The organism is Lentzea sp. NPDC020367, from assembly GCF_044387305.1.
GTDB lineage: Bacteria > Actinomycetota > Actinomycetes > Mycobacteriales > Pseudonocardiaceae > Lentzea.
The window spans coordinates 315343-341252 of sequence record NZ_JBIRVV010000002.1; the positions used below are offsets into that span (position 1 = coordinate 315343).

At 69.7% G+C, this 25910-nt stretch carries 24 protein-coding genes; 8 read left to right on the forward strand and 16 right to left on the reverse strand.

Annotation, left to right across the window (positions count from 1 at the left end):
- Positions 1–89: 89 nt before the first annotated feature.
- From ACH413_RS08535 to pafA, 13 genes are all read right to left on the reverse strand, one after another.
- Entirely contained in the window at positions 90–803 is a 714-nt protein-coding gene (locus ACH413_RS08535; protein WP_360033170.1) for a DUF4333 domain-containing protein, read from the reverse strand.
- Between the two features lie 96 nt (positions 804–899).
- Complete coding sequence (locus ACH413_RS08540) at positions 900–3647, reverse strand: DEAD/DEAH box helicase (RefSeq protein ID WP_360033167.1); 2748 nt, start codon at positions 3645–3647, stop codon at positions 900–902.
- Positions 3648–3762: 115 nt separating this feature from the next.
- A complete protein-coding gene (htpG, locus tag ACH413_RS08545; protein WP_360033164.1) occupies positions 3763–5604 on the reverse strand; it encodes a molecular chaperone HtpG in 1842 nt (613 codons plus the stop codon).
- A 44-nt stretch (positions 5605–5648) separates the two neighbouring features.
- Positions 5649–6509, reverse strand: a complete 861-nt coding sequence (locus ACH413_RS08550) for a diacylglycerol kinase family protein (RefSeq protein ID WP_360033161.1) — start codon at positions 6507–6509, stop codon at positions 5649–5651.
- Positions 6506–7414 carry a twin-arginine translocase subunit TatC gene (gene tatC, locus ACH413_RS08555; RefSeq protein WP_360033829.1) on the reverse strand — a complete coding sequence of 303 codons (909 nt, stop codon included), beginning with the start codon at positions 7412–7414 and terminating at the stop codon, positions 6506–6508. The genes ACH413_RS08550 and tatC overlap by 4 nt, the downstream gene beginning before the upstream one ends.
- 112 nt (positions 7415–7526) lie before the next feature.
- Entirely contained in the window at positions 7527–7820 is a 294-nt protein-coding gene (gene tatA, locus ACH413_RS08560) for a Sec-independent protein translocase subunit TatA (RefSeq protein WP_360033159.1), read from the reverse strand.
- Entirely contained in the window at positions 7813–8085 is a 273-nt protein-coding gene (locus ACH413_RS08565) for a bacteriophage holin (RefSeq protein ID WP_360033156.1), read from the reverse strand. The genes tatA and ACH413_RS08565 overlap by 8 nt, the downstream gene beginning before the upstream one ends.
- 18 nt (positions 8086–8103) lie before the next feature.
- On the reverse strand, positions 8104–9075 hold the full coding sequence (locus ACH413_RS08570) for a YafY family protein (RefSeq protein ID WP_360033154.1): 972 nt from the start codon (positions 9073–9075) through the stop codon (positions 8104–8106).
- Positions 9072–10037 carry a WYL domain-containing protein gene (locus ACH413_RS08575; RefSeq protein WP_360033151.1) on the reverse strand — a complete coding sequence of 322 codons (966 nt, stop codon included), beginning with the start codon at positions 10035–10037 and terminating at the stop codon, positions 9072–9074. Before ACH413_RS08575 ends, ACH413_RS08570 begins: the two co-directional genes overlap by 4 nt.
- Before the next feature lie 61 nt (positions 10038–10098).
- Positions 10099–10950, reverse strand: a complete 852-nt coding sequence (locus ACH413_RS08580; protein ID WP_396424928.1) for an alpha/beta fold hydrolase — start codon at positions 10948–10950, stop codon at positions 10099–10101.
- 58 nt (positions 10951–11008) lie between these two features.
- Positions 11009–11641 (reverse strand): hypothetical protein, encoded by a 633-nt coding sequence (locus ACH413_RS08585; RefSeq protein ID WP_360033148.1) that lies wholly within the window; start codon positions 11639–11641, stop codon positions 11009–11011.
- Position 11642: 1 nt separating this feature from the next.
- The gene (locus tag ACH413_RS08590) at positions 11643–12647 is read right to left on the reverse strand and encodes an oxidoreductase (RefSeq protein WP_360033145.1); all 1005 of its coding nucleotides are present in this window, start codon (positions 12645–12647) and stop codon (positions 11643–11645) included.
- A gap of 32 nt (positions 12648–12679) precedes the next feature.
- Entirely contained in the window at positions 12680–14038 is a 1359-nt protein-coding gene (gene pafA, locus ACH413_RS08595; RefSeq protein ID WP_093587937.1) for a Pup--protein ligase, read from the reverse strand.
- Between the two features lie 116 nt (positions 14039–14154).
- On the opposite strand from pafA, the gene ACH413_RS08600 reads away from it, so the two are divergent.
- The 4 genes from ACH413_RS08600 to ACH413_RS08615 are packed head-to-tail and all read left to right on the forward strand — an operon-like array spanning position 14155 to position 19368.
- Positions 14155–15519, forward strand: coding sequence for a phosphatase PAP2 family protein (locus tag ACH413_RS08600; RefSeq protein WP_360033823.1), 1365 nt, complete (start codon positions 14155–14157; stop codon positions 15517–15519).
- Between the two features lie 41 nt (positions 15520–15560).
- On the forward strand, positions 15561–16316 hold the full coding sequence (locus ACH413_RS08605; protein ID WP_360033142.1) for an IclR family transcriptional regulator: 756 nt from the start codon (positions 15561–15563) through the stop codon (positions 16314–16316).
- 54 nt (positions 16317–16370) lie between these two features.
- A complete protein-coding gene (glpK, locus tag ACH413_RS08610) occupies positions 16371–17855 on the forward strand; it encodes a glycerol kinase GlpK (RefSeq protein WP_360033139.1) in 1485 nt (494 codons plus the stop codon).
- Positions 17848–19368, forward strand: coding sequence for a glycerol-3-phosphate dehydrogenase/oxidase (locus tag ACH413_RS08615; RefSeq protein ID WP_360033137.1), 1521 nt, complete (start codon positions 17848–17850; stop codon positions 19366–19368). Before glpK ends, ACH413_RS08615 begins: the two co-directional genes overlap by 8 nt.
- Here the strand turns inward: ACH413_RS08615 and ACH413_RS08620 are convergent.
- Together ACH413_RS08620 and ACH413_RS08625 are read right to left on the reverse strand one after the other, a co-directional pair.
- Positions 19365–20189, reverse strand: a complete 825-nt coding sequence (locus ACH413_RS08620; protein WP_360033134.1) for a hypothetical protein — start codon at positions 20187–20189, stop codon at positions 19365–19367. The genes ACH413_RS08615 and ACH413_RS08620 overlap by 4 nt on opposite strands.
- A 5-nt stretch (positions 20190–20194) precedes the next feature.
- Positions 20195–20614, reverse strand: coding sequence for a MarR family transcriptional regulator (locus ACH413_RS08625; RefSeq protein WP_360033131.1), 420 nt, complete (start codon positions 20612–20614; stop codon positions 20195–20197).
- A gap of 74 nt (positions 20615–20688) precedes the next feature.
- Between ACH413_RS08625 and ACH413_RS08630 the strand changes: the two genes are divergently transcribed.
- Complete coding sequence (locus tag ACH413_RS08630; RefSeq protein ID WP_360033128.1) at positions 20689–21297, forward strand: maleylpyruvate isomerase family mycothiol-dependent enzyme; 609 nt, start codon at positions 20689–20691, stop codon at positions 21295–21297.
- Here ACH413_RS08630 and ACH413_RS08635 read toward each other — a convergent pair.
- Positions 21287–21913 carry a GNAT family N-acetyltransferase gene (locus ACH413_RS08635; protein WP_360033125.1) on the reverse strand — a complete coding sequence of 209 codons (627 nt, stop codon included), beginning with the start codon at positions 21911–21913 and terminating at the stop codon, positions 21287–21289. The genes ACH413_RS08630 and ACH413_RS08635 overlap by 11 nt on opposite strands.
- Before the next feature lie 113 nt (positions 21914–22026).
- Here ACH413_RS08635 and ACH413_RS08640 point away from each other — a divergent pair, with 113 nt between their 5' ends.
- The 3 genes from ACH413_RS08640 to ACH413_RS08650 are packed head-to-tail and all read left to right on the forward strand — an operon-like array spanning position 22027 to position 25906.
- Positions 22027–22572: a PadR family transcriptional regulator gene (locus tag ACH413_RS08640; RefSeq protein ID WP_360033123.1), complete on the forward strand. Its 546-nt coding sequence runs from the start codon at positions 22027–22029 to the stop codon at positions 22570–22572.
- Positions 22569–23273, forward strand: a complete 705-nt coding sequence (locus ACH413_RS08645; RefSeq protein WP_360033120.1) for an ABC transporter ATP-binding protein — start codon at positions 22569–22571, stop codon at positions 23271–23273. The genes ACH413_RS08640 and ACH413_RS08645 overlap by 4 nt, the downstream gene beginning before the upstream one ends.
- The gene (locus tag ACH413_RS08650) at positions 23270–25906 is read left to right on the forward strand and encodes an FtsX-like permease family protein (RefSeq protein WP_360033117.1); all 2637 of its coding nucleotides are present in this window, start codon (positions 23270–23272) and stop codon (positions 25904–25906) included. Before ACH413_RS08645 ends, ACH413_RS08650 begins: the two co-directional genes overlap by 4 nt.
- Positions 25907–25910 lie beyond the last annotated feature (4 nt).

Sequence of the window (25910 nt, forward strand, 5' to 3'; positions counted from 1 at the left end):
GCGCGAACGCACCTCAGTTTCCCGGCCGGACGCGAAAGGCGTCCGCCAGAACAGTTCTGGCGGACGCCTCGCGAAGCACAACCGGACGATCAGCCGGTGGGCTGGCCGACCTCGTACTCGCCGTCCTCGGTCTTGACGACGATCTTGACCTTCTTGTCCTTGCCGCCGACCTGCACCTTGCACTCGAACGAGGTGTTGGGCTTGACCTCGTTCTCACCGGCGCAGGTCGCCGCGCCGACGTCGGAGATCTTGTACTCGTCCTTCAGGATCTGGACGATGCCGCTCTGCACCGCGGTGTTGTCGAAGATCTTCTTCTTGAAGAAGGCCGGCGACACGAACCCGGTGAACAGCACGCCACCGACGAGCAGGACGACGACCACAGCGGCGACCCAGATGGCCGCGCTGGACTTCTTCTTCGGCGGCACCGGCGGGCCGTAACCCGGCTGCTGGCCGTACGGGTTGGGCTGCTGTTGCTGGCCCGGCATGCCGTACTGCTGCGTCTGCTGGCCGTACGGGTCCTGTGCGGGGGTGCCGTACGGGTTCGACTGAGGCTGCTGGCCGGGCATGCCGTACTGCTGCGTCTGCTGCTGCGACGGGTCGAAACCCGGGTACGGCTGCTGCTGGCCCGGCTGGGGCTGCGGCGGGCCGTAGGGGTTCTGCTGCCCCGGGTTCTGCGCCGGGAAGCCGCCGGACGGCGTGCCGGGAGGGAAACCGCCTCCATAGGGCTGCTGCGGCGGCTGCGGCTGCTGGCCCCACGGCTGCTGCGGATCGTTCCCTCCGGACGGTCCGTACGGGCTGCTCATCTGTCGACCTCCACGTGTACGACGTTGCGGCGAAATCCAATCACACCGTTGACGTCAGTCTTTACTCCGACTCGCAAAACCTTCGTCAGGCCCATGTCACATCATCGCCACAACTCCGCGCCTCAGCGCGTCGACGGCCTTGGCCGCGGCCGCTCCGACCGGGTCCTGGCGGCCGACCACCTCGCGGATCTGGTCCAAAAGGTCGATCACCTGCCGGCACCAGCGCACGAAGTCGCCCGCGCCGAGCTCGTTGCCGCCGGCCTCGGCGGCCACGAGCACCTTCTCCAGCGACTCGCCGCGCGCCCAGCGGTACACCGGCCAGGCGAAGCCCGGATCCGGCTGGCGGGTGATGCGTTCGAGCTTGTGCCGGCGCTCGTCGTCCTCGATCTCCGCCCACAGCCGCACGGTCTTGAGCATCGCGTCGGCGACCGGGCCCTGCGGCAGCCGCGCCTCGACGGGACCGTCCCTGCGCGCCTCGTAGACCAGCGACGACACGACGGCGGCCAGTTCCTCCGGCTTGAGGCCCTTCCACACGCCGTTGCGGATGCACTCGGCCGCGAGCAGGTCCGACTCGCTGTAGAGCCTGGTCAGCCGCTTGCCGTCGGCGGTGATCTCCTCGGCCTCGCTGAGGTAACCGCGCTCGCGCAGCAACGCGCGGATGCGGTCGAACTGACGCGCCAGCGAGTGCGTCGTCGCCGCGACCTTGCGCTCCAGCTGCTCGGTCTCGGCCAGCAGCCGGTGGTACCGCTCGCCCCACCTGGCGTGGTCCTCGCGCTGGTCGCAGCCGTGGCACGGGTGCGCGCGCAGTGCCCGGCGCAGCGTCGCGAGCTCGGGGTCGTCGTCCGCCGTGGTCTGCCTGCGGCCCCGCGACGGCACGGTGATGCCCGTGTTGCGGATCGTGGACGCGAGGTCGCGCCGCGACTTGGGCGAGCGCACGTCGACCTGCTTGGGCAGCCGGATGTGGCCCAGCACCTCGACCGGCGACGGGAAGTCGGCCGACGTGAGGCGGCCTGACCAGCGGTCCTCGGTGACGACCAGCGGCTTCGCCTCGCCCATCGGCTCGAGGCCGGGGTCGACGACGACCGCGAGGCCGCTGCGACGCCCGGACGGCACGGCGATCACGTCGCCCTTGCGCAGCCGTTCGAGCGACTTGGCCGTCTCGATGCGGCGCGAGTTCGTGTTCTGCTTCGCGAGCTGCTTCTCCCGGTCGCCGATGCGGCGGCGCAGTGCCGCGTACTCGGTGAAGTCGCCGAGGTGGCACGTCATCGCCTCGGTGTAACCGGCGAGCGCCTCCTTGTTGCGGTCGATGCGGCGGGCGAGCCCGACCACCGACCGGTCCGCCTGGAACTGCGCGAGCGACTGCTCCAGGATCGCGCGCGCGGCCGAGGCGCCGAGCTGGGCCACGAGGTTGACGGCCATGTTGTAGCCGGGCCGGAACGACGACCTCAGCGGGTACGTGCGCGTGGACGCGAGCCCGCCGACCGCCTTGGGGTCGATCCCCGGCTGCCAGACGACGACCGCGTGCCCCTCGACGTCGATGCCACGACGCCCCGCGCGACCCGTGAGCTGCGTGTACTCGCCCGGCGTCAGGTCGACGTGCGCCTCACCGTTGTACTTCACGAGCTTTTCGAGCACGACCGTCCGCGCGGGCATGTTGATGCCCAGCGCGAGCGTCTCGGTCGCGAACACGACCTTGACCAGCCCGCGGACGAACAGCTCCTCGACCGTCTCCTTGAACGCGGGCAGCAGCCCGGCGTGGTGCGACGCGATGCCCCGTTCCAGGGCCTCACGCCACTCCCAGTAGCCGAGCACCGCCAGGTCGGCCTCCGGCAGGTCGCGCGTCTTCTCGTCGACGATCCGGCGAACCTGCTCGGTCTCCTCCGGCGAGTTGAGCCGCAGTCCCGCGCGGGCCGTCTGCGCGACCGCGGCGTCACAACCCGCACGGCTGAACACGAACACGATCGCGGGCAGCAGCGAGGCCGCGTCGAGCCGCTGGATCATGTCGGTGCGCGAGGTCGGCTTGAACCCGCTGTTGCGCGCCGGACGGCCGGGGCCGCCGCCACCGCTGCGGTTGCGCCCGCGGCTGAACGGCACGTGGTAGCGCGTGAGCTCCTCGGTCTTGCGCAGCACCTGGGTGTTGATCCGCGCGTGCGTCTGGTCGCCCTCGAACAGGTCGAGCATCTGGTTGCCCACCAGCATGTGCTGCCACAGCGGCACGGGCCGGTGCTCGTCGACGACGACCGAGGTGTCGCCGCGCACCTCGACCAGCCACTCGCCGAACTCCTCGGCGTTGCTGACCGTCGCGGACAGGCCGACCACCTGCACGTGCTCGGGCAGGTGCAGGATGACCTCTTCCCACACGGGGCCGCGGAACCGGTCCGCGAGGTAGTGCACCTCGTCCATCACGACGTACGCGAGTCCGTCCAGAGTGGACGAACCCGAGTAGAGCATGTTCCGCAGCACCTCGGTGGTCATGACGACCACGGGCGCGCCGCCGTTGATGCTCGTGTCGCCGGTGAGCAGGCCGATCTTGTCCGCCCCGTACCGCGCGGTGAGGTCGGCGAACTTCTGGTTGCTCAGGGCCTTGATCGGCGTGGTGTAGAAGCACTTGCGGCCCTCGGTCAGGGCCAGGTGCACGGCGAACTCGCCCACCACCGTCTTGCCGGCACCGGTGGGGGCGCAGACGAGCACTCCGTGACCGTCCTCCAGGGCCTCGCAGGCCTGGCGCTGGAACGGGTCCAGCTCGAACGAGATCACGGACAGGAAGTCGGTCAGCTTGGGCCGTTCGGCACGACGCCGGGATTCGGCGTAGGCCTCGGCCGGGGACCGCGAAGCACTTGACACTCCATCAGGCTTTCACATCACACCGACAATCGCCGCCGAGATAGATTAACTTCAATCAACACTGAAACGACAGAGGGCGATGTCCCTCGGACATCGCCCTCCACCTGCGGTTTTGTCAGAACGTGCGCTGCACCCGGTCCGCCACCAGCTTCACGAAACGGGACGGATCCGCGAGTTCGCCGCCCTCAGCCAGCAACGCCAGCCCGTAGACGAGCTCGGCGGTGTCGGTGAGCGACTCGCGTTCGCCCGCCGCGAACGCCCCGTGCAGCCCCTCGACCAGCGGGTGCGACGGGTTGAGCTCCAGGATCCGCTTGATCTTCGGCAGCTCCTGCCCCATCGCCTTGTACATCTTCTCCAGGGTCGGAGTGATGTCGTAGGAGTCGCCGACGACGCACGCCGGTGAGGTCGTCAGGCGCGTGGACAGACGCACGTCCTTGACGTCGTCCTCCAGCTGCTCCTTCAGCCACGTCAGCAGGTCGCCGAACTCCGCGGCCTTGGCCTCGTTGGCCGTCTTCTCCTCGTCGGTCTCCAGGTCGACCTGACCCTTGGCGACGGACTGCAGCGTCTTGCCGTCGAACGCCGGAACGGAGTCGACCCACATCTCGTCGATCGTGTCGGTGAGGATCAGCACCTCGAAGCCCTTGGCGCGCAAGGCCTCCATGTGCGGCGAGTTCTCGACGGACGTCCGCGAGTCGCCGGTCATGTAGTAGATGTGCTCCTGGCCGTCCTTCATCCGCGAGACGTACTCGGCGAGCGTCGTCATCGAGTCCGCGGAGTTCGTCGAGGCGAAGGAGCAGACCTCCAGGATCGCGTCGCGGTTGTCCGTGTCGGAGAGCAGGCCCTCCTTGAGCGCCGCGCCGACCTCGCCCCACAGCTTCGCGTAGTCGTCGGGACGCGAGGACTGCAGCGACTTGATCGAGGAGAGCACCTTCTTCACCAGACGGCGGCGCATCAGCTGGATCTGGCGGTCCTGCTGCAGGATCTCTCGCGACACGTTCAGCGAGAGGTCCGCCGCGTCGACGACACCCTTCACGAACCGCAGGTACTCCGGCATCAGCTCGGCGCAGTCCTCCATGATGAAGACGCGCTTCACGTAGAGCTGCACACCGCGCTTGCCGTCGCGCATGAACAGGTCCATCGGCGCCTGCGCCGGCAGGAACAGCAGGGCCTGGTACTCGAACGTGCCCTCCGCCTGCATGCGGATGGTCTCGAGCGGCGCGTTCCAGTCGTGGCTGATGTGGCGGTAGAACTCGGCGTACTCCTCCTCCGTCACCTCGGCGGCCGGGCGCGCCCACAGGGCCTTGCGGGAGTTGATCTCCTCGCCGCCCAGGCGCACCGGCCAGGTGATGAAGTCCGAGTAGCGCTTGACGATCTCCTTGATCTTCGCCGGCTCGGTGTAGTCGGGCAGGCGGTCCTCGTCGTCGGACGGCTTGAGGTGCAACGTGACCGAGGTGCCCTGCGGCGCGTCGTCCACGTCGTCGATCGTGTACGTGGCCTCGCCACTCGACTCCCAGCGCACGCCCTTCTCGGCGTGCGGGTACTTCGTCACGAGGGTGACCTTGTCCGCCACCATGAACGACGAGTAGAAGCCGATGCCGAACTGGCCAATCAGGTCCGACGTGCTGGACTGCTGTTCCTTGAGCTGCTTCAGGAACTCCGCCGTACCGGACTTGGCGATCGTGCCGATCAGCCGCACGACGTCCTCGCGCGTCATGCCGATGCCGTTGTCCCGCACGGTGAGCGTGCGCTCGGCGGGGTCGGACTCGATCACGACGTGCAGGTCGTCGACGTCGACGACCATGTCCTTGTCGCGGAACGACTCCAGCCGCAGCTTGTCCAGCGCGTCGGAGGCGTTCGAGACCAGCTCGCGCAGGAACGTGTCCTTGTTCGAGTAGATCGAGTGGATCATCAGCTGCAGCAGCTGGCGGGCCTCGGACTGAAACTCAAGCGTTTCCATGCATCCCTACCGAAAACCGAAAACGAACCGAACAGCCGTACAACTTAGCGACCCAGGACTGTGAGAGCGCCTGGAACCGTCCGAACTGAGACCGGCAATGCCTCCTGGCGTTCGCCATCGGCGTACGCGATCCAGCCGTTACCGCCGGACAGAGAGACCTCACGCGCGCGGAACGTCCGCACGGCCGGGTGCTCGGTATGCGTGCCCGTGCGCAACGTCGGCAGCATCCGCATCAGCATCCTGCGGTTGCCGTGCTCCACCACGGTCACGTCGAAGAGCCCGTCATGGGCGTCGGCACCGGGGCACACGGGGATGCCGCCGCCGTAGTTCGGCGTGTTGCCGATCGCCACGAGCGTCGCGTCCAGCTCGAACGTCTGGTCCTCGGTCGTCACGACCAGCGGCGCCGACTTCAGCGACGCCAGCTCGGCCACGATCGCGAGGTCGTAGCGGCGCGGACCGGCGGGCCAGCGCATCGCGTTCGCCCGCTCGTTGACCGCGGAGTCGAACCCGGCGCACAGCACCGTCGCGAACCACTGCCCCGTCGACAACCGGCCGAGGTCGAGCTGCTTGCGAGTGCCGTGCACGACGTCCTCGACCGACCGGGACCCGACGGCCACGGCCAGGTCGTTGCCGGTGCCGGCCGGGACGATGCCCAGCGCCGTGGACGTGCCCGCGACGGCCTGAACGCCCAGGTGGGCCGCACCGTCACCGCCGAGGACGACCAGCAGGTCGACACCGTCCGCGACGGCCTCACGGGCCATCGCGAGCGTGCCTTCGGCGTCGTGCGCGACCAACTGCTTCAACGACGAGACGTGCGGACGCAACGCCGCGGCGGTCGACCCGGCCATCCGGGCCGCTCGCCCCTTTCCCGACGCGGGGCACACCAGTAAGGCGGCCCGCGTCACGTGGCGTCGTCGTAGTTCACGCGCTTCGAGGGCTCCGAAGCGATGGCCTTCTCACCGGGATCGTTGCCGTCGGCGTCGGACGCGACGTAGTCGAACGGCGCCGCCTCGTCGTCGTCGAGCTCGTCCAGACCCTCGGCGGCACGCAGCTTCGCCTTGCGCTTGTCGTGCACGCGGGAGATCTGGATCGCCATCTCGAACAGCACCGACAACGCGAGGGCCAGCACGACCATCGAGATCGGGTCGGTGCCCGGCGTCGCGATCGCGGCGAACACGAACAGGCCCATCAGCAGGCCGCGCCGCCACTTGGACAGCCGCTCGTAGGACAGCACGCCCGCGCGGTTGAGCATCACCACGACCAGGGGGAGCAGGAAGCTCACCCCGAAGATGAACAGCATCGTGATGACGAAGTTGATGTACTTGCTACCCGTGAGCGCGGTGACCCAGTTGTCGCCACCGAAGCCGAGCAGCACCTTCAGGCCCTGGGGGACCACCAGGTACGCGAGCACCGCGCCGGCCACGAACAGCAGCGCTCCGGCGCTGACGAACATGCGCGCGAACTTGCGTTCCTTCTGGTAGAGGCCGGGCGTGATGAAGGCCCAGATCTGGTACAGCCACAACGGGCTGAGCAGCACCGCGCCCGCCGCCGTGCCGACCTGCAACTGCACGAGGAAGATCTCGAACGGCTCGGTCTGCAGCAACGCGCAGGTGCCGTCGTTGGTGATCTTGGCTCGGTACTGCGCCAGATCCGGCTGGCAGTACGGCCCCGTCAGGATGTCGCCCAGCGACGGGATCGGGCCGAGCCGCACCTGGAACCAGATGAAGCCGAAGATGGCACCGACGGCGATGACCAGCATCGCCAGGCCGAGCCGGTACCTCAGCTCGTACAGGTGCTCTTTGAGCGACATCGTGCCGTCGGCGCTTCCCCGACGGCGCCTGCCGCGTTCCCGGCGTTCAGCAACCCACCGGAACGGACTTGCCACCGCGTTGACCGTCCTTACAAGTCAGGAGACCGGAGGGTCAGTTGTTCGCGGCCTTGTTCTGGCTGGTCTGCTCGATCGGAGGCGCGACCTGGGGCTGCTGCTGCACCTGCGGCTGGGCCGGAGGGAGCTGCTGGACCGGCTGCTGCGCGGGCTGCTGCTGCACCGGCGCGTCGTCCGCGTCGTGGTTGTCGCGCAGGCCCTTGGTCTCAGCCTTGAAGATCTTCGCCGACTTGCCGAGCGAACGCGCCATGTCAGGAAGCTTCTTCGCACCGAACAGCAGAATGATCACCACTGCGATGATGATCAGCTCGGTGGGTCCGAGGTTACCCATTGGTGATCCTCCTGTCTCCCCCGTCACGACGATCGTACGCGGGGTTTGCCCTGGTGCGGGCCTGTTCCTTGGGGCGTCGTTGTGCGAAGGCCACCTTCAGCGCTGCGGATCGCGCCTTGAGCAGGCCCACGCCGTCCCCGACCCTGTCCCCCACCAGAGTGCGGGCACGGGCGAATCGACGCAAGGATCGGATGACTCGGACCATGATCGCGACGAGCACGATCAGGCCGAGCGCGATCAGCGCCAGGGTCGGTGTCGACGGCACAACCACAACCTATACGTCTTAGGTGGACAGCAGGTGATCTGCCCGGCGCAATGCCTCCCGCGCCTGGCGGACCACCTCGTCCGCCAGTTCCGCCGGCTGCTCTACGTGCACGTCGCCGCCCAGTCCGAGGAGCAGGCGGACCATCCAGGACGGGTCGTCGTAGCGCATGAGGACACGCGTGCGGCCGTCCGAGAGCTCCGCCGAGTGATCAACCGGGTAGTACTCGGCGACCCAGTGCGCGTCCGGTTCGAGAAGAAGGACCGCGATCTTCTGATCGTCCCGTGGATGGAACAACCCCTCCGATGTATCGGTCAGCTGGGCGTGCGGAGGAGGCGAGGACGGCTCGTCGAGCACCTCGACGTCGTCGATGCGGTCGAGCCGGAACAAGCGCACGCCGAGCGCCGAGCGGCACCATCCTTCGAGGTAGCCGCGCCCCTCGACGAGCAGCAGCCGCATCGGATCGACCACTCGGTCGCTCATCGCGTCGTGCGACTGCGAGTAGTAACGGATGCGCACGGCCCGTTCGCGCTTCACGGCGTCCTGCACGGCGGCGCGGACCTCGGCGGTCTCCCCGCGTTCGAACGCGCCGAGCCCGACCACCATGCCCGCCGGCTGCGCCTTGCCGACCGCCGCCTCGATCTTCGCGAGCGCCCGCTGGACGGCGTCCGTGTCGACCACACCAGGCGTGTCGGCCAGCGCCCGCAGCGCGACCAGCAGCGACGCCGCCTCGGCCGCGGTGAGGCGCAACGGCCGGTCGAGGCCCGCGTCGAAGGAGACGGTGATCGTCTCCCCTTCGAAGGACAGGTCGATCAGGTCACCGGGCCCGTAACCGGGCAGGCCGCACATCCACAGCAGTTCGAGGTCCTTGCGCAGCTGCTTGGGCGTGATGCCGAAGTCGGCCGCGGCCTCCTTGACGGTGATGGCGGGGCGGGTGAGCAGGTACGGCACGAGTGCGAGCAGACGCGGCAGCCGTTCGTTCGACGCGGTCACCGCGCTCCTTCCAGTGCGCCCTGCAGGCGGTCGCGGACCGACTTGGCCAGGACCTCGGGTTCCAGCACCACGACGTCGGGCCCGAACCCGGCGAGCCACTTGGCGGCCGAGTCGGGGAACTTCAGGTCGATCTCGACGACGTCGCCGCCGTCGCGTTCCTCGACGACCTTCGCGTGCCGCCGCAGCCCCTGCGCCCGGTCCTTGGCCACCCAGATCTTGGCGGGCGCCGTGTGGTGCGGATCGACCTCCGTGCGCGCGATGAGGCTCATCAGGTCCGTGCCTTCGGGAACGGTGAAGGCGTTGGGCCTGCCCACGGTCCGGACCGCGCCCACGACGCGTGAGAGCCGGAAGCAGCGCGTGTCGTTGCGTTCACGATCCCAGCCCACGAGGTACCACTTGCCGCGCCACGCGACGACACCCCACGGCTCGACCGTTCGTTCCTTCTGCCCGCCCGGCGGCGGCTTGCGGTAGTCGAACGCGACGACCTGCCCCGCCTGCACGGCCTGCAACAGCGGCGGGAACGCGGGCTCGTTCGCCCGCACCTTGGGCTCGACGGCCGCGGGCGTGTCCTGGTCGACGTCCACCCCGGCGGCCCGCAGCTTGATCAACGCCCCGTGCACCGCGCCCGTGAGCTGCGGCGAGTCCCAGAGCCGGGCGGCCAGCGCCACGGCCGCGGCCTCGTCGGGTTCGAGGTCGATGTCGCCTAGCTCGTAGTCACGCCGCGCGATCCGGTACCCGTCCTCCGCGCCCTCGGCGTTGGACTGCCGGCCGGTCTCGAGCGGCACGCCGAGATCCCGCAGCTCGGACTTGTCCCTTTCGAACATGCGGAAGAACGCCTCGTCCGTCGGCGCTTCGTGATAGCCGGGGACGATGGCGCGGATGCGCTCCGCTGTCAGGTACTGACGGGTCGACAGCAGGCACAGCACCAGGTTGACAAGGCGTTCGGCGCGTGCGATGGCCACGGAGAGACCCTAACGCGTGCGCGCACCGAAACCTCATCACCACCTGTCGTCAACGGTCCGTTCAGAACAGGGTCCGCAGTTCCCGGACCAGTTCGACGGGTGCCTCCTCGGCCATGTGGTGACCGCAGTCGAGGGCACGTACCCGCACGTCATCCGCCCACTCGGCCCAGATCCCCGGCAGGTCGTCGTACAGCTCGCCGAGGTCGTCCCCGGCCGACCACAACGCCAGCACCGGGCAAGAGATCTTCCGCCCGGCGGCGCGGTCCTCGTCGTCGTGCCGGCGGTCGACCTCCAGACCGGCGCGGTAGTCGCCGCACATCGCGAGCACGGTCGCCGGGTCGTGGATCGCCCGCTGGAAGTCGGCCCAGTTCTCCACGCCCATCGCGAGCGGCGTGTCGTGGTAGCGGCGGCCGTACCAGAGATCGGGGTCCTGGTTGATCATCGCGGCCGCGAGTTCCTGCTGTGCCAGGAAGAACCAGTGGTACCAGTCCTGGGCGAAGCGGGCGTTCGCACGGGAGAGATGAGCGCCGATCGGCAGCCCGTCCAGCACGGCGAGTCGCGTGACTCTCTCCGGGTGGTCGAGCGCGAGCCGGATGGCGGCGGCGGCGCCCCGGTCGTGGCCCGCGACGGCGAACTCCTCGTGGCCCAGCTGGCTCATCAGGTTCACGAAGTCGCGCGCCATGGCGCGTTTCGAGTAATCACCGGGTTTGCTGGATTCGCCGTAACCGCGAAGATCCGGGCACACGACCGTGTAATCGTTCGCCAGCAACGGCGCGACGCGGTGCCATGTGGTGTGTGTTCGCGGATGGCCGTGCAAGAGGAGGACCGGCGGCCCTGCACCACCGGTCCTCACTCGCAGATTGGCCTCGCCAACGTCCCTGCAACGCAACGAGAATCCGTCGAACACCTGCATCGGCTACCCCGCTCGGAAGTGGCCGACACGTCCTTTTTCGCCGGACACCCGGCAGGCGTTACACACCTACGACGATCTCCGTCTCGGGATCGTGGTCGAGCGTGGTCGTACCTGCCACGACGACGGTCGCCTGGCGCCACGGCTGTTCGCGCGCCAGGAACGGCAACTCCTCGGCCAGCCACGCGGCGACGTGCCATTGGTGCTCGGCGGAGTCACCGTCCCGGGCGACCAGCCGTCGTTCCTGCTCGTCCAGGTCGCCCTGCACCCAGATCGAGGCGTCGATCCACTCGGCGCACCGCTCCCGGATGATCCCGGTGCCCTCGATCCACACGACGTCCAACCCGGACGCGACCTGGATCGCGCCGGGCCGGTCGTGTTCGGCCCAGGCCACCGGCCGGAACGCCACTGCCTCGCCCCGGCGCAGGGGCGCCAGCACGTTCTCGACCAGCAGGTCCGCCCAGTCGAAGTAGGCGTGGTGCCAGGCGACGTCGTCGGTGTGCACCACCTCGGACCGCGGCACGATCCTCCGCAGCCGTCCGGCGAGAGTGGACTTCCCGGCACCGCCGCGCCCGTCGATCGCGACGAGGAGGGGACGCCCGGTGGGCGCCTCCTCCCGCAGCCGCCGCACGACGTCGGCCAGCCTGGTGACCCGCCAGCCCGCAGCCTCGGTCTCACCAGGATGCAGACGCATGTCAGGTCCGGCCGACCCGCCCCTTCTCCCCCGCCGCCCAGCAGGTGGAACCGACGCAGTCCACAGTGTCGAAACTCCCGGTGTCCGCGACCTTCCAGGACTTGCCGTCCCTGCTGGTGTCCGTCCCGGACGGACCGACCGCGACCAGCCCGTCCCCGCGATAGGCGATGCCGGACCGATACCCGACCGGCGCCTGCTTGCCCGCCGTCCACCCGCGACCGTCGTTGGTCGCGAACGCCGGCGTCGGATCGGTCGGCTTCAGGTAGTCCCCGCCGATAGCCACACCCCGCCACGGCGTCTTGAACGCCACCGCGAACACCCCGGCCGCCTCACCGCTGGGCAAGGGCGTGTCGGAGGCCTTCCACGACCGCCCACCGTCCCGCGACTCCAACACCCGTGCCTTCGCCCCGCCGCCGGTAGCGATCCACGCGTGGTTGCCGCTGGTCGTCACACACTGCCCGGACGCCGCGAACGCGAACTCGCCCGGCAACGCGTCCGGCATGCCCTTGGTGTCGTTGACGTGCCACGACCGCCCACCGTCCCACGTCCTGAGGACACGGAACTTGCCGTCGACGGGATCACTCAACGCCAGCCCGCGGAACCGGTCGAAGAACGCCACGCAGTCGTAGAACGCCTTCGGATCCGCGTTCCGGAACTCCTCCTGCCAGCTCTTACCGCCGTCGGCCGTGCGGTAGATCCGCGACGACTCACCCTCGCCGATCGACAACGCGACGGCGTTGCGCGCGTCGAAGGCCTCGATGTCGCGGAACTCCAGCGCCTCCGTACCGGGCGGCCCGACGGAGTCCCACGTCCGCCCGCCGTTCGTCGTGCGCAGCACGGTGCCCTTCGACCCGCTGACCCACGCGACCTGCCCGTTGACCGCGGACAGTCCTCGGAAGCGCGCGTCGGTGCCGGTGGGTTTCAGGTCCCAGAAGGTGTCGTCCGATGCCGAAGCCACCCCGGGAAGTATCAGGAAAGCAGCGAGTGCCGCCGCGATGATCCTCATGCGACGGCACTCTGCCACTTCTCAGACGCCTGCTACAGCGACGAAATGAGCCTTTCGACGCGCTCGTCCACCGCGCGGAACGGGTCCTTGCACAGCACCGTGCGCTGCGCCTGGTCGTTCAGCTTCAGGTGCACCCAGTCGACGGTGAAGTCGCGACCGGCGGCCTGGGCCGCGGCGATGAAGTCACCGCGCAGCTTGGCCCGCGTGGTCTGCGGCGGGGTGTCCTTGGCGGCCTCGATCTCGCCGTCGTCGGTCACCCGCTCGACCTGGCCCTTGCGCTGCAGCAGGTCGAACACGCCGCGGCCGCGGCGGATGTCGTGGTAGGCGAGGTCGATCTGGGCGATGCGCGGGTTGGACAGGTCCATGTTGTGCTTTTCCATGTACCGGTTCATCAGGCGGTTCTTGATGGCCCAGTCGATCTCGCGGTCGATCTTCGTGAGGTCCTGCGCCTCGACGGCGTCCAGGGTGCGGCCCCAGAGTTCGAGGACGCGCTCCGCCATCGGGTCCGGTGAGCGCTTGGCGCAGTGCTCGACGGCCTTCTCGAAGTACTCGCGCTGGATGTCGAGCGCGGACGCTTCCTTGCCACCAGCCAGCCGGACGGTGCGGCGGCCCGTGAGGTCGTGGCTGATCTCGCGGATGGCGCGGATCGGGTTGTCCAGCGAGAAGTCGCGGAACTGGACGCCCTGCTCGATCATCTCGAGCACCAGGTTCGCGCTGCCGACCTTCAGCAGCGTCGTCACCTCGGACATGTTCGAGTCGCCGACGATGACGTGCAGGCGCCGGTAGCGCTCGGCGTCGGCGTGCGGCTCGTCGCGGGTGTTGATGATCGGGCGGGAGCGGGTGGTCGCGGACGACACGCCCTCCCAGATGTGCTCGGCGCGCTGCGAGAGGCAGTACACGGCGCCGCGCGGGGTCTGCAGGACCTTGCCCGCGCCGCAGATCAGCTGCCTGGTCACCAGGAACGGCAGCAGCACGTCCGCGATGCGCGAGAACTCGCCGGCGCGTGCCACCAGGTAGTTCTCGTGGCAGCCGTAGGAGTTGCCGGCCGAGTCGGTGTTGTTCTTGAACAGGAAGATGTCGCCGCCGATGCCCTCGTCGGCGAGCCTGCGCTCGGCGTCGACGAGCAGGTCCTCGAGGATCCGCTCACCGGCCTTGTCGTGCGTGACGAGCTGCGCCAGGTCGTCGCACTCGGCCGTCGCGTACTCCGGGTGGGAGCCGACGTCGAGGTAGAGCCGGGAGCCGTTGCGCAAGAAGACGTTGGAAGAACGCCCCCACGAGACGACGCGGCGGAACAAGTACCGCGCGACCTCGTCCGGGGACAGACGACGCTGCCCGTGGAAGGTGCAGGTCACCCCGAATTCTGTCTCAATGCCGAAGATCCGCCGCTGCATGCCTCAACAGTAGGCGACTCTCAGGCGGAGCAGGGTGATCCGTTCGGGCGGCACGCCGGTTGCGGTTTAGTGTCGGAGGGGTGTGGAAACGGGTCAGCGCTCTCGACAAGAAGCTCATGAGCTCCTCGGCCGGACTACGTCCGAGCAGGCTCGACAGGGGTTTGAAGAGGCTTTCGAAAGCCGCCAACCACAGCCTGCTGTGGTTCGTCGTCGCGGCGATTCTGGCGACCAGGAAAGGCCCGTACCGGCGTGGTGCGATGCGGGGCCTTGCGGCCATCGCAGGGGCCTCTGCCAGCGCGAACCTCGTCGGCAAGTCACTTTTCCCGCGCCGTCGGCCCGCCGCGGATCTGCTCGCGATGGACCGCAGGTTGTCCAAGCGGCCGACGTCCTCGTCATTCCCGTCCGGTCACTCCGCGTCAGCGGCCGCTTTCGCCACGGCGGTGGCCATGGAATCCCCCAAAGCAGGCGCTGTGGTGGCGCCGATCGCGGCCGCGGTCGCCTATTCACGCGTTCACACGGGCGTTCATTGGCCGACGGATGTCGCGGCCGGCGCGGCGGTCGGTGTCGGCGCCGCGCTGCTAACCCGCCGCTGGTGGCCGCTCGGGGTGAACGAGCCCGCGTCGGCCTACGAACACGCCGACCTGACGTCGTTGCAGGACGGCGACGGGCTGGTCGTGGTGGTGAACCCGCACTCGGGGATCGGGCCGGATCCGACTCCGCAGATCACCGAGGAGTGGCCGAAGGCGCAGATCGTCTCGGTCGAGGAGCTGTCGGACCTGCCGGACGCGAAGGCGCTGGGCGTGGCCGGTGGCGACGGGACCGTGGCCACCGTGGCCGCCATCGCCGCCGAGCGCGACCTACCGCTGGTGCTCGTCCCCTCCGGCACGTTGAACCACTTCGCGCGTGACGTGGGCATCATGGGCCTGCACGACACGGCTCAGGCGGTGGCGGACGGCGTGGGCGTGCGGGTGGACATGGCGAAGGTCAACGACCAGTGGTTCATCAACACGGCGTCGCTGGGCGGCTACCCCGACATGGTGCGCATCCGCGAGAAGCTGGAGAAGCGGTGGGGCAAGTGGCCCGCGGCCGGAATCGCGATGTTCCGGGTCCTGCAGCGCGCGAAGCCGTTGCACATGACGATCGACGGCGACAAGCACCTCGTGTGGATGCTGTTCGTGGGCAACGGGCCGTACCGGCCAAAGGGCTTCGCGCCGACCATGCGGCCCCGGCTGGACGACGGGCTGCTCGACGTGCGGTTCGTTCGTGCGGACCGGAAGTACTCGCGGACGAGGTTCTTCTTCGGCGCTCTTCTCGGGGCGTTGGAGCACTCGCGCATGTACAAGCACTTCGAGGTGGCCTCGTTGAACGTCGAGGTGCACGGATCGCCCATCTCGATCGCGACGGACGGTGAGGTCCGGGAGAAGGCGAACCACTTCAAGTTCCGTTCGCGTGCGGCCGCGCTGGGAATCTATCGGCCGTAAGTGTTCGACATTGTCGAACGTACGCAGCTAGAGTGGGGTGCGTGCCCGGCCCCATTCAGTCCATCCAGCGCGCGGCAGAGGTCCTGAAGCTGCTCGCGCACGGCGGCGCGCACCAGCTGAGCGTCGGCGAGATCGCCCGTGCCCTGGACCTCGCGAAACCGACGGTGCACGGCATCCTGCGGACGTTGCAGGAGGTCGGGTTCGTCGAGCAGGAGGTCGAGGGCGGCAAGTACCGCCTGGGTGCCGCGCTGTTCCAGATCGGCACGTCCTACCTGGACGGCAACGAGCTGCGCGCCAAGGCGTTGAACTGGTCGGACACGTTGGCGATGCGGGCGCGCGAGGCCGTGCGCATCGGAGTGATGCACGGCAAGCACGTGCTCGTCGTGCATCACGTGTTCCGGCCGGACAACAGCCGGCAGACGCTCGACACCGGCGCGCTGCTGCCGTGGAACGCGACGGCCCTGGGCAAGGCGCTGGTCGCGTTCGGCGACTGGCCGGACGGCGACCTGCAGCCGTTCACGCGGCACACCCTCAACCCCGAGCAGCTCGCCGCCGCCATGAACGAGGTCCGCGACCGCGATTGGGCCTACGACCTGCACGAACTGGTCGAGGGCGAGGCGTCCGTGGCGGCGCCGATCCGGGACAAGCGTGGCGTGGTTGTGGGCGCCGTCGGCATCTCCGGTCCGGTCGAGCGACTGTGCGACTCCCCCGATCTGCCCCCTCGCCTCGAACTCGTCTCCTACGTACGTGAGGCAGCTCGCAGCATCTCGAGGGAGCTCGGCGGGCTCTCCTGGTAGTAGTGTGGAATCGTTCGACATTGTCGAATGGTTCGCACAAGGGAGTGTGTGCACGTGGCTTACATCGCGGCGATCGACCAGGGCACGACGTCGTCCCGGTGCATCGTGTTCGACCAGTCCGGCGGGATCGTGTCGGTCGCTCAGCGCGAGCACCGGCAGATCTTCCCCAGGCCGGGCTGGGTGGAGCACGACGCGACCGAGATCTGGACGAACGTGCAAGCCGTCGTGCGCGACGCCCTCTCTCACGCGTCGCTGACCTTCGCCGACATCGCCGCGTTCGGCATCACGAACCAGCGCGAGACCACGGTCGTGTGGGACAAGGCGACCGGCGAGCCCGTGCACAACGCGATCGTCTGGCAGGACACGCGCACCGACGCGTTGATCAAAAAGCTCGGCGACCAGGACAGGTTCCGCGAACGCTCCGGACTCCCCCTGGCCACCTACTTCTCCGGCCCGAAGCTGCGCTGGCTGTTCGACAACGTCGACGGTCTGCGGGAGAGGGCCGGCCGCGGCGAGGTCCTGTTCGGCACCATGGACACCTGGCTGATCTGGAACCTGACCGGCCGCCACGTCACCGACGTCACGAACGCTTCGCGCACCATGCTGATGAATCTGGAGACCCTCGACTGGGATCCGGAACTCGTCGCCGCGATGGACGTTCCGCGCGAGATGCTCCCCGAGATCCGGTCCTCCTCCGAGGTGTACGGCAGCTACGAGGGCGTGCCCGTCGCGTCGGCGCTGGGCGACCAGCAGGCCGCGCTGTTCGGCCAGACCTGCTTCGAGCCCGGTGAGGGCAAGTGCACCTACGGCACCGGCGCTTTCCTGCTGATCAACACCGGTGGCAAGCCGGTGCACTCGCGGAACGGCCTGCTCACCACCGTCGGGTACAAGATCGGCGACGAGCCGGCGGCGTACGCGCTGGAGGGCGCGGTCGCGGTGACGGGCGCGCTGGTGCAGTGGTTCCGCGACAAGATCGGGCTGATCTCGTCGGCGGCGGAGATCGAGACGCTCGCACGGACCGTGGACGACAACGGCGGTGCGTACTTCGTGCCGGCGTTCTCCGGGCTCTTCGCACCGCACTGGCGCAGCGACGCGCGTGGCGTGATCGCCGGCCTGACGGGCTACATCTCGCGCGGGCACCTCGCACGGGCCGTGCTGGAGGCATCGGCGTGGCAGACGCGTGAGGTCGTGGACGCGATGAACGCCGACGCTGTGAATGCCCACTCGGCGGCGGACCTCACGACGTTGCGCGTCGACGGCGGCATGACGGCGAACAACCTGCTCATGCAGTTCCTGTCGGACGTGCTGGACGTGCCGGTGGTGCGCCCGATCGTGGCCGAGACGACGTGCCTCGGCGCGGCGTACGCGGCAGGCCTCGCGGTGGGCTACTGGCCCTCCACCGAGGCCCTCAAAGCCAACTGGCACAAGGCGGCCGAGTGGGAGCCGTCGATGGAACCGGCGGCGCGGGCTCGCGGCTACCGGAAGTGGAAGAAGGCGGTCGAGCGGACCGTCGGGTGGATGGACGAGGACGATGACTGACTCAACTCAGCGGACCAGGGCTCGCGAAGAGCTGCAGCACGGCAAGTTCGACGTCGTCGTGATCGGCGGCGGCATCCTGGGCATCGCGACCACGTGGGCCGCGGCGCGGTCGGGACTGCGGGTGGCGCTGGTGGAGAGCGGCGACTTCGCGGGCGCCACGTCGTCCGCGTCGTCCAAGCTCGTGCACGGCGGCCTGCGCTACCTGGCGATGGGCCCGTCGGCGGTGCCGATGGTGCACGAGAACCACAAGGAACGCCGCGCGCTGGGCGACCACCTGGCCCCGCACCTGGTGCGCCCGCTGCCGTTCCTCGTCCCCGTCTACAAGGGCGGCCCGCACAGCCGGTTCGTGCTGGGCGCGGGCGTCACGCTGTACTCCGCGCTGTCGGGCTTCGGCGACGGCATGGGGAAGGTGCTGTCGGCGCGCAGGGCCGCGGAGTGGGTGCCTGACCTGCGCGCCGACGGTCTGCGCGGTGCCGCGATGTACTACGACCACCAGATGAACGACAGCCGCGTGGCGATCACCGCCGCCCGCGCCGCCGCCGAGGCCGGTGCCGTGCTGCTCAACCACATCTCGGTCGTCGGCCTGCGCAAGACCGGCGCGAAGGTCACGGGCGTGGACCTGCGCGACTCGCTCGGCGAGTTCGGTGTGGACGCGAAGGTCGTCGTGAACGCCACCGGCCCGTGGCTCGACGTGCTGCGGCGCATGGAAGACGCCGCCGCCGACCCGTCGATCCGCCTCTCCAAGGGCTCGCACCTGGTGCTGAAGCAGACCTCGGAGTGGAAGGCGGCGCTGACGATCCCGGTCGACGACGTGCGCGTGTCGTTCGCGATCCCGTGGGAGGGCCACCTCCTGCTCGGCACCACCGACGAGGCCTACGAGGGCGACCCGGCCGCGGTCGCGTGCACCGACGCAGACATCGACCAGATCCTGGACGAGGCGGGCGTCGCGGTGTCCGGTCTGGACCGTTCGCGGATCGCCTACACGTTCGCGGGCCTGAGGGTGCTGCCCGGCGGCCCCGGCGACACCTCGCACGCCAAGCGCGAAACGGTGATCACCGCGGGGTCCGGCGGCATGATCAGCGTGGCCGGCGGCAAGTGGACGACGTTCCGCAAGATCGGCGCCACCGTCCTGGCCCGCGTGAACTCCGAACTGGGCCGCACCTTCGACGGCCCGCTGGACGGCGTCGCGCTGCCCGGCTCGGCGTCGCCCGACACCGTGGGTTCCGTGCTGGGCCACGCGTTCGACGCGCTGCCCGGCGACGTGGTCCGCCACCTCGCCACGCACTACGGCACGACGTCGCACGAGGTCGTCGCGCTCGGCCTGGAGAACCCGGCACTGCTGGAGCGCGTGCACCCGGACGGCCCGGACATCTGGGCGCAGGTCGAGCACGCCCGCCGCACCGAGTGGGCGTCCGAAGTGGACGACGTGCTGCGCCGCCGCACCACCGTGATGGTCCGCGGGCTCGACTCCCCCGAGGTCCGCTCGCGGGTGTCGGAGTTGCTGGCGTCCTAGAGGGCCATGGCGCGTTCCACGAGGTACTCGGCCAGTTCGGGTTCCGAGTGGAACGCGCTGCGCACCGCCAGCGTCCCGTCGCACCCCAGCACGACCTCTTCCCGTGACACCGCACGGTGTTCCAGCCGCAGCCCTTCGAGGTACGCGTCGATGATCGCCTCGCGCACGGGCGGCAGGTCCGCGACGGCCATCCGTCCTTCCTGTGCGAGGCCCACGAGCAGCTGCCCCAGGTCGGCTCCGACCGGGTTCGGACACTGCCAGCCCACGTCGATCACCACGAACGACTCGGGATCGTCGAGCGGTACCAGCAGGTTCTGCGGGCACGCGTCGTTGTGCCCGGTGGCCTGGGGCAACGCCTCCAGCCGTGCCAGCAGATCAGGCATCCGGCGGGCGAGTGGCGGGCAGTCCGGCCGCAGGAACGCCTCCCGCACCAGTCTTCCCTCGTACAGCAGCCGCAACGCCCTGCCCGGCGCGCCGCCGAAGCGACGTCCTGCCCACCGGCCCAGCGCCACGGCGGCTCGCCGGAATCGCGGCAGATCCCACGGGACGTCCGCGCACACGACGTCCTCCAGCCACAGCCCGATCCGGTCGCCGAGGTCGTCGACCCGCAGCACGCGCGGCCGCCGCATCCCCGGTGGCAACACGAAGTCCGACACCAGGAACTCCGCCTCATCGCGCCACGGGAACTCCCCGACCAGCTCCTCGAAGCCCGGAAACACCGGTCGCCGCAGGACTTTCACGAACGCCGGCTCCCCCGCCGACTCCACCCGGTAGACCGCGGCCGTCGTCAGCGCGACCGGGTCGAACGCCACCGGCACCACGCGGGTCAGCGGTACGGGTCGGTGATCTCGCCGAGCATCTCCAGTGCCTCGCGGAGCTGGCCCATGCGCCGCTTGCCCAGGTGCCGTTCCCATTCCGCCTCGATCCTGGCCAGTTCCTCGTTCGCGACGGGCACCGCGCCCAGCGCCTTCTCGGTGACCCGCACCAGCCGCGCCCTGCCGTCCGCCGGGTCGGGCACCCGCTCGACGTACCCGGCCTTCTCCAGCTGGTCGACCAGGAATCCGGCGGTCTGCTTGGTCACCTGGGCCGCCTCCGCGAGCACGGTCAGCCGCGTTCCCTCCGGGTCGACGCGCATGAGCACCCGAGCCTGCGCCTGCGTCACCTCGAAGCCCGCCGCGTTGACCGCCGCCAGGACGCGGTTCTCGACGTCGCGGTTCGGGATGAAGAGCAGCAGTCCGATGTTCACCCAGACCCCTTGTTCTAGTCAGATTCTCTGATTAAAGTAGTCAGCCTCTCGAACTAAATCAAGAGGAGAGGGCGATGGACGAAGCGACGATCTGGCAGACGATCGACTCCGAACGCGCGGCGACCGCGGACCTGCTCGCCGGACTGACGGAGGTCGAGTGGACCTACCCGTCGCTGTGCGAGGGCTGGACGGTGCGCGAGGTCGCCGCCCACCTGTCGCTCGCGGGCCGGGTCAGCGTCGGGATGGCGTTCAAGGCGTTCGTCCGGGCACGCGGGAGCTTCAACCGCATGGTCGACCAGACCGCGCGCGACGAGGCGCGCAGACCGGCCGCCGAGCTCGTCGCGGAACTGCGCGGCGCCGTCGGGCTCCACCGGCTCGCGCCCGGTCAGACGCTCAAGAACGCGCTGATGGACACCATGGTCCACACGCAGGACATCGCGATCCCGCTCGGGATCGAACGCCACATGCCCCTCGACGCCGCCGTGGTCGCGGCGGACGACCTCTGGCGCATCGGGTTCCCGTTCCACGCGCGGCGCAGGCTGGCCGGGCACCGGCTGGTCGCCACCGACGTCGACTGGTCTGCCGGCGACGGCGCCGAGATCCGTGGGCCGATCGAGGCGCTCGTCATGCTGCTCGCCGGACGTACCGCCACCATCCCGAGGCTCACCGGCATCACGGCCTGAGCGCGCGCACCATCCTCCGGCACACGTGCACGCGCTCGAACCGTTGCCGCAGCTCGGTTTCCCGTTCGATCCTGGCGTGCAGGAACGCCCCTACGGGCTCCAGTCCGTACCTCACGCTCAGCACGCTGCCCACCTCGGCGGGCGACGCGTACACCTGCAGGTAGCGGCGGTCCTCCACGAACCCGTTGCGCGCGAACCATCCCAACGCCGGCGCGTCCTCACGTGTCCATGCGTGGACCTCGCGCACACCACATCGCTCCAGCCGTCGCACCGCCTCCGCCAACAGCGCCGTCGCGATGCCCCGCCCTTGGTGGTCCGGGTGCACGACGACGGTCTCGATCATCGCCTCCGCCCCCGGCACGGACACGTCGAGCACGCCGGTCACGTCGCCGTCGACCGCGACGAGTTCCAGGTCGGCGCGGCGCTTGGCAGGCCACACGTCGTCGTAGCAGGTCGTCGCCAGCAGTCCGAGAACCCGGCAGCGCAGCCACGCCGGCTCGTCCGCCGGTTCGTAGTCCCGCACGTCGGGCGGCCCCGGAACGTGGCGCGCCTCGGTCCTGCCCGGAGCCCCCAGCAAGCTCAGTCTTCCCGTTCTTCTCCGCGCGGTGCCGTCCACGCTCCCACCCCGCTTCAGCCACCCATCAGGGTTCCTGATGTCAGCACCGATCGCACGTGTGTTTACCCGTCACCGTTTGCCAGGAACATACTCAGTATGCATACTCAGTAGGTATGTCGGTCAAACACGGTCTGCTCGCGTTGCTGCAGCGCGGGCCCATGTACGGCTACCAGCTGCGGGCGGCGTTCGACTCGGCCACCGGCGGCACGTGGCCGTTGAACATCGGGCAGGTCTACACGACGTTGTCGCGCCTGGAGCGCGACGACCTGGTCGCCGCGCTGCCCGAGAACGAGGGCCAGCGGCCCTACGAGATCACCACGCAGGGCCGCGACGAGCTGAGGAAGTGGTTCGCGACGCCCGTCCAGCGCGGCGACCGGCCGCGTGACGAGGTGGCGATCAAGCTCGCCCTCGCCATCACCACGCCGGGCGTCGACGTCGCCAAGGTCGTGATGACCCAGCGCACGGCCACGATGCGCACGTTGCAGGAGTACACGAGGCTCAAGACCCAGCCCGGCGACCTGCCGTGGCTGCTCGTGCTCGACGCGATGATCTTCCAGGCCGAGGCCGAACTGCGCTGGCTCGACCACTGCGAGACGAGCCTGCTGCGCTACGAACCGAAGCCCGTCCCCGAGACGACCGACGTCGAGGTGCCGAGATGACCGTCCTCGAACTGCGCGACGTGCATCGCGTCCACGGCACCGGCGAGACGGCGGTCAACGCGCTCAACGGCATCTCCCTCACCGTCGAACCGGGTGAGCTCGTCGCCGTGATGGGGCCGTCCGGCTCCGGCAAGTCGACACTGCTGAACCTCTGCGGCGGCCTCGACAGCCCGACCAGCGGCCAGGTTCTCGTCGACGATACGAGCCTGCAGTCGTTGTCCCGCAAGCAACTCGCCGCCTGGCGCCGCAAGCGGATCGGCTACGTCTTCCAGGACCTCAACCTCATCGCGAGCCTCACCGCCGCCGAGAACGTCGCACTCCCCCTCGACCTCGACGGCGTCCGCAGGTCCCGCCAGCAGGCCGAAACCGCACTGTCCGAAGTGGACCTCGACGGCTACGCCGACCGGTTCCCCGACGAGATGTCCGGCGGCCAGCAGCAACGCGTCGCCATCGCCCGTGCCCTGATCGGCGAACGCCGCCTGGTGCTCGCCGACGAACCCACTGGCGCCCTCGACTCCCGCACCGGCGAGACCGTGCTCCGGCTGCTGCGCTCCAAAGTGGACGCCGGAGCCGCCGCCGTCCTCGTCACGCACGACGCCCGCCACGCCGCCTGGGCCGACCGCGTCGTCTTCCTGCGCGACGGCGTCGTGGTCGACGTCTCGTCCCGCGACCAGCCAGAAGAACTGCTGAGCACGCCGTGAACGGGTGGCGCGCGGCACTGCGCATCGCCTGGCGGGAGGCCCGCAAGTCCGCCGGCCGCTCGGCCCTCGTCATCGCCCTGATCGCGGTCCCGGTCGCCGCGCTGTCGTTCACCGCGATCGTGCACGACTCGACCAGCCCCACCCCGGACGAGGACGCCGACCGCCGCATGGGCGCCGCGCAGGCCCTGGTCAGCTGGCCCTACCGCGGTCCCGTCATCCAGGAACCGACCAGGGACTTCGCGATCCCGACCACGAACGCCGAGGGCCAGGACCCGTCGGAGGAACGACTGAAGGCCCTGCTCCCCGGCACCGAACTCGTCCCCGTTGACCGCGGCGGCGTCAACATCCGCACGACGGCGGGCGTCGGCCGCGCGGGCGTCCGCATGCTCGACCTGAACAACCCGGTCACCCGCGGCATGATCACCGTGCTGGAGGGCAGGGCGGCCGCGAACGCCACCGAGATCACGTTGTCCCGCAAGGCGATGGACCGCACCGGCGCCGCACTCGGCGGTTCCCTCACGACCGAGGACGGCCGCACGTTCACCGTCGTCGGCGTCGTCGAGGAACCGGACCGGCTCGACAACACGACCCTCGTGGCGCTGCCCGGCACGTTCGAGCGGACCGACCGCTCCTGGCTGGTGACGACGCCGCTGTCGTGGCCGAAGGTCAAGGAGCTCAACAAGGTCGGCATCGCGGCGTTGTCCCGCGCCGTGCTGAACGACCTGCCGCCCGCCTCCGAGCGCTACCCGGAACTCCCCGGCTCGAACGAGATCACCGCCGACGTCCTCGTCCTGGTTGCGGGCCTGGCCGTGCTGGAGATGTCGCTGCTGGCGGGCTCGGCACTGGCCGTCGGCGCCCGCCGCCGCAAACGCGACCTCGCGCTGGTGGCCGCGGTCGGCGGTTCCCCCGCCCACGTCCGCCGCATCGTCCTGGCGGACGGCGTCGTCATGGGCGCGCTGGCCGCTCTGGGTGGCGTGATCCTGGGCGTCCTGGCCGCGGTGGCCGGTCGTCCACTGATCGAATGGCTGCTGGCCGAACGCTTCGCCGCCCAACGCTTCTACCCGTCAGCCCTGGCCGCACTGGCTCTGCTGGCGATCGTCACCGGCGTCCTCGCGGCTCTCGTTCCCGCGTGGATCTCGTCCCGGCAGGACGTGGTGACGGCGCTGGCGGGCAGGCGGGGCATCACCCGCTCGCGCCGCCGCTGGCTGGTGCTGGGCCTGACCCTCGTGGCCGCGGGCATCGCGGTGGGCGTCTTCAGCGCGATCCAGATGCGGTTCACCGGCATCCTGGCCGCCCTGGTGCTCACCGAGGTGGGCCTGGTCCTCTGCACCCCGTCGCTGCTGGGCCTGCTGGCACGCGCCGGTCGTTGGCTGCCGGTGGCACTGCGCATCGCCCTGCGCGACGCCTCCCGCAACCGTACCGCCGCGGCCCCCGCGATCTCGGCCGTGATGGCCGCGGTGATCGGCGCGGTGGCCGTGAGCGTCATGCTCACCTCGCAGTCCCAGCAGGAAGCAGGCCAGTTGGCGGGCAGCATGGGCGACGTCACCGTCTACCGCCTGGACGACCTCACGAAGTCCAGCACCGCTCCCATCCCGGCCTCGGTGGCGACCGCGATCCGGAACGCCCTGCCGGTGGCGGAGACCCACGAGATCAAACTCCTCTCGTGCGACGGCGGCCCCTGCTTCGCGCACGTCCGTCCGCCGGCGGACCGCGAGTGCCCGTACACCCTCGACGTCCTGCACCGAGATCCCACCGAGGCGGAACAACAGTCCGCGCTGGCCGACGACCGCTGCGCCGGCGTGGGCCGGACCCACCGCTACTTCGGCACCTACACCACCCCGAACGGCTTCCTGGTGGTGGCGAAGCCCGAGGCCGTCCAGTCGTTGCTGCACTTGAACTCCGGCGACGTGGCGGCCGCCCAGACGGCGTTGCGCGAAGGCAGGATCGTCGTCAACGACCCCGATCTCGTCTCCGGCGACCAGGTCCTCCTGGCCACCGGCACCCAGGCCACCACCACCCCGGCCCCGGGTTTCGCGGCACCCCAGCGACATCCGGCACCGCTGGCCGTGATGACCGAGGAGACCGCGCGCTCACTGGGCTACGACGTCACGACGTTCACCATGTACGCCACCACTACCCGCATGCCCACCGAAGCGGAGCAGGAGGCCCTGACCGCGGCGCTGGGCGGCGAGTACGAGGTGAACGTCGATCGCCCGACGGAGTCCGACGTGCAGCAGGCGCTGACCGTCCTCGGCATCGTGGCGGGCATCATCACCCTCGCGGCCGCCGCCCTCGCCACGGGCCTGGCGGCAGCCGACGGCCGGCGCGACCTCACCACGCTGGCCGCGGTGGGAGCGACCCCGACGTTGCGCAAACTCCTGTCCCTGAGCCAGGCGGGCGTGATCGCGGGCATCGGCGGCTTCCTGGGCACGGCGGCGGGCGCGGGCTCGGCCCTGGCCCTGCTGGCTGCACTCAACATCGGCTACTCCGGCTTCTGGCCCGCGCCGGAACCGAACCCGCTCACCGTCCCCTGGCCCACGATCGCGATCTCGCTGCTGGTGGTCCCGGCCGTGGCCATGCTGGGCGCGGCCCTCTTCACCCGTTCCCGCCTGCCGATCGAACGTCGCGAATAGGCTG

Excerpts from the sequence above, each read along its gene's own strand:
- ACH413_RS08535 (WP_360033170.1), bottom strand. The coding sequence starts at position 803 with ATGAGCAGCCCGTACGGACCGTCCGGAGGGAACGATCCGCAGCAGCCG.
- htpG (WP_360033164.1), bottom strand. The coding sequence starts at position 5,604 with ATGGAAACGCTTGAGTTTCAGTCCGAGGCCCGCCAGCTGCTGCAGCTG.
- tatC (WP_360033829.1), bottom strand. The coding sequence starts at position 7,414 with ATGTCGCTCAAAGAGCACCTGTACGAGCTGAGGTACCGGCTCGGCCTG.
- tatA (WP_360033159.1), bottom strand. The coding sequence starts at position 7,820 with ATGGGTAACCTCGGACCCACCGAGCTGATCATCATCGCAGTGGTGATC.
- ACH413_RS08580 (WP_396424928.1), bottom strand. The coding sequence starts at position 10,950 with ATGCAGGTGTTCGACGGATTCTCGTTGCGTTGCAGGGACGTTGGCGAG.
- ACH413_RS08585 (WP_360033148.1), bottom strand. The coding sequence starts at position 11,641 with ATGCGTCTGCATCCTGGTGAGACCGAGGCTGCGGGCTGGCGGGTCACC.
- ACH413_RS08590 (WP_360033145.1), bottom strand. The coding sequence starts at position 12,647 with ATGAGGATCATCGCGGCGGCACTCGCTGCTTTCCTGATACTTCCCGGG.
- pafA (WP_093587937.1), bottom strand. The coding sequence starts at position 14,038 with ATGCAGCGGCGGATCTTCGGCATTGAGACAGAATTCGGGGTGACCTGC.
- ACH413_RS08600 (WP_360033823.1), top strand. The coding sequence starts at position 14,155 with ATGAGCTCCTCGGCCGGACTACGTCCGAGCAGGCTCGACAGGGGTTTG.
- ACH413_RS08615 (WP_360033137.1), top strand. The coding sequence starts at position 17,848 with ATGACTGACTCAACTCAGCGGACCAGGGCTCGCGAAGAGCTGCAGCAC.
- ACH413_RS08630 (WP_360033128.1), top strand. The coding sequence starts at position 20,689 with ATGGACGAAGCGACGATCTGGCAGACGATCGACTCCGAACGCGCGGCG.
- ACH413_RS08640 (WP_360033123.1), top strand. The coding sequence starts at position 22,027 with ATGTCGGTCAAACACGGTCTGCTCGCGTTGCTGCAGCGCGGGCCCATG.
- ACH413_RS08645 (WP_360033120.1), top strand. The coding sequence starts at position 22,569 with ATGACCGTCCTCGAACTGCGCGACGTGCATCGCGTCCACGGCACCGGC.